Below are 3,014 nucleotides of genomic sequence, written 5' to 3' on the forward strand. Positions count from 1 at the left end.
CTACACCCTAGAGTTCGTCGGCTGCGTCTGATGTGAATAAGAGTCAGGCCCGGCACTGTGACCCGCCGCGCCCACGAGGTGCTGCGTGCATTGGAGGCTTCTGCCCCGAAAAATAAGGTGGAGCAGATGGACTTCGACGCCTTGCAGGAGTATTCCTCGCCCGCCGTCCCCAGCGAGATGATGGAAAAGCTCGAGGCGCTGGACGTGGAGACCCTGACCCCCATCGAGGCGCTGAACTTCCTCTATGAGCTGAAAAAGACCCTGAGCGGCAGCCTGAAGGGCTGAGTTTATCTGAAACGGAGGGAAACGAATGGCAGAGATACACGTTCTGGACAAGCACACCGCAGAACTCATCGCCGCCGGTGAGGTGGTGGAGCGGCCTGCGTCGGTCGTGAAGGAGCTGCTGGAAAACGCCATCGACGCAGGCGCGTCCCAGATCACCGTCTCCATCGAGTCGGGCGGCGTCCGCCTCATCGAGATCAGCGACAACGGCACCGGCATCGAGGCGAAATACATCCCCACAGCCTTCATCCGCCACGCCACCAGCAAGATCCGGACGGAAGACGACCTCAACAGCATCCACACGCTGGGCTTCCGGGGCGAGGCACTGGCCTCCATCGCCAGCGTGGCCCGGGTCGAGCTGCTCACCCGTACCGAGGCCGACGAGTGCGCTTCCCTCTACCGCATCGAGGGCGGGGAAGAGCAGCCTATCGAACCGGGTGCCCGGGGCGTCGGTACCACCATCCGCGTCCGGGACCTCTTCTTCAACACGCCCGCCCGGATGAAGTTCCTCAAAAAGGATTCCAGCGAGGGCACCTTCGTGGCCGACCTCGTGGGCCATGTGGCCCTCAGCCACCCCGAGGTGAGCTTCAAGTTCCTCCGCGAGGGCAAGCTGCAGTATGTCACCCCCGGCGATGGCCAGCTCCGCAGTGCGGCTTACGCTGTGCTGGGCCGGGAGTTCAGCCGCGACCTGATGGAGGTGGACAACCGTGAGGGCGTCTACCGGGTCTGGGGCCTGATCACCCAGCCCCGCAGCTGCCGCGCCAGCCGCAGTATGCAGTATTTCTATATCAATGGCCGCTACGTCCGCAACCGCACCATGATGGCGGGCATGGAGATGGCGTTCAAGGGCACCATGATGCAGGGCAAGTTCCCTGGAGGGATCTTGCTTCTTGAGATGCCCGCCGACCTCGTGGATGTGAATGTCCATCCGGCCAAGACGGAGGTCCGCTTTGCCCGGGAAAACGACATCTTCGACCTTGTCTACCACGCCGTCAAGCTGGCTCTGAGCCAGCCGGGCACGGGGGAGAGACGATTCGTTTTCGACGAAGATAAAGCCAACGATGCATCCCAAGAATCGAAAAACAGCGAAATTAAAGAAAATATAAATGTAAAGAATAACTGCTTTACAGGTCTTTCCGCAGTCATTTCGGGGCAGGCAGAGCCGGGAAGCCTGCCGCACCCGACCGAAAGCCCCCTCCGCCCTGCGGCGTCGGCAGTGCCCCGCCCGGCACAGCCCTCTGCCCCGGAGCAGGACATCCTCCCGCTGCCTGCAAAAGCCCCGGAAACGGCGGCTCCAGAGCCAGAACACAGCTGGACAACGGTTGCAGCCGATGCACTGCTGCCGATGGACGCCGCCCTCCACAGCCCGGAGCCTCCGGTGCAGGACAGCACCCTTGAGCCGCCGCCCTTCCGGGCTGCATCCAGCGAATCCCAGCTGGATGTGGAGCCGGACATCGACCTGCCGGACGTCACCCGCGACCACATGGCCGCGTGGGAGCCGACCCCGGTGGGCGCAGAACGCCCGCCGCTGCCGGCCCTGCCTGATGTGCCGGACGCGCCGCAGCAGAGCGCGGCCCCCGAGCAGCTGGGCTTTGCTGTACAGGACGGCCCTGAGCCGCTGCGGTATGTGGGGGAGCTTTTCCGCACCTATATCCTCGCGGAGCGGGGCGATGAAGTCTGTATCATCGACAAGCACGCCGCCCATGAGCGCCAGCTCTTCGAGAAGCTGGCTGCGAACTACGGCGACGTCCCCAGCCAGCTCCTGCTGGAGCCGCTGGTCATCGAGCTTTCGGCGGAAGAGAAAACGGCCCTCCTTGCGAACCTCCCGCTGCTGGAAAGCGCGGGCCTCGAGGTGAGCGATTTCGGCGGCAGCTCGGTCTGTCTGCGCTCTGTGCCTGCCGACGTAGAGCAGGGGAGCGCCGAGGATCTGCTGGTGGAGCTGGCGGCAAAGCTGGCTCACGGCAGCCGCGACGCCCTGAACGAGCGGACGGAATGGGTGCTCCACTCCATCTCCTGCCGCGCCGCCATCAAGGCGGGCGACCACACCTCGCCGCAGGAGCTGATGGCGCTGGCCGAGAAGATCCTTTCCGGCGAGGTGCCGCCCTTCTGTCCCCACGGACGCCCCTGTGTCCTGAAACTGACCCGAAAGGAGCTGGAAAAGCAGTTTGGCCGAATCGTGTAACAAAAAGCATCCGGTGCTGGCCGTCGTAGGCCCTACGGCCACCGGCAAGACCGCCCTCGGCGTCACGCTGGCCGAGACGTTTGGCGGCGAGGTCATCAGCGCCGACTCGATGCAGCTCTATAAGGGTCTGGATGTCGGCACGGCAAAGGTCACGCCCGACGAGACCCACGGCATCCCCCACCACGCGGTGGATCTCCTGACCCCCGATGAGCCGTTCAGCGTAGCGGATTTCGTCGCGCTGGCCGGGCGGCTCGAAGCGGACATCTCCGCCCGGGGCTGTCTGCCCATCCTTGTGGGCGGTACAGGACTCTATGTTCAGAGCTTTTTATATGGTGTGCGCTTTGCCGCCGAAAAGACGCCGGATGGCCTGCGGGAGCAGCTGGCCGCCGAGCTGGCCGAAAAAGGCCCGGAAGCCATGTACAAGGAGCTTCAGGAGGCCGACCCGGAGGCCGCTGCCGTCATCCACCCGAACAATCAGGTGCGGGTGCTGCGGGCGCTGGAGCACTTCCGCGCCACCGGCAAGCGTCTGAGTGAACAGAAAGCCCAGTCC

Annotated in this window: 3 protein-coding genes; all 3 read left to right on the forward strand. The window is 64.3% G+C overall.

Annotated features, from left to right (window positions below; all coding sequences use genetic code 11):
- The first annotated feature begins 57 nt into the window (after positions 1–57).
- A complete protein-coding gene (locus ACT8X9_RS13200; RefSeq protein WP_444269301.1) occupies positions 58–285 on the forward strand; it encodes a hypothetical protein in 228 nt (75 codons plus the stop codon).
- 25 nt (positions 286–310) lie between these two features.
- Entirely contained in the window at positions 311–2,464 is a 2,154-nt protein-coding gene (mutL, locus tag ACT8X9_RS13205) for a DNA mismatch repair endonuclease MutL (protein WP_444269302.1), read from the forward strand.
- Positions 2,448–3,014, forward strand: a 567-nt coding sequence (miaA, locus tag ACT8X9_RS13210) for a tRNA (adenosine(37)-N6)-dimethylallyltransferase MiaA (RefSeq protein ID WP_444269303.1), incomplete at its 3' end; no start/stop codon positions are given. The genes mutL and miaA, both read left to right, overlap by 17 nt.

The sequence above is a fragment of the Faecalibacterium sp. genome, from assembly GCF_052358865.1.
In the GTDB taxonomy this organism is placed as follows: domain Bacteria; phylum Bacillota; class Clostridia; order Oscillospirales; family Ruminococcaceae; genus Faecalibacterium; species Faecalibacterium butyricigenerans.

What these genes read in the sequence shown, in the direction of transcription:
- mutL (WP_444269302.1), top strand. Translation starts at nt 311, where the DNA reads ATGGCAGAGATACACGTTCTGGACAAGCACACCGCAGAACTCATCGCC.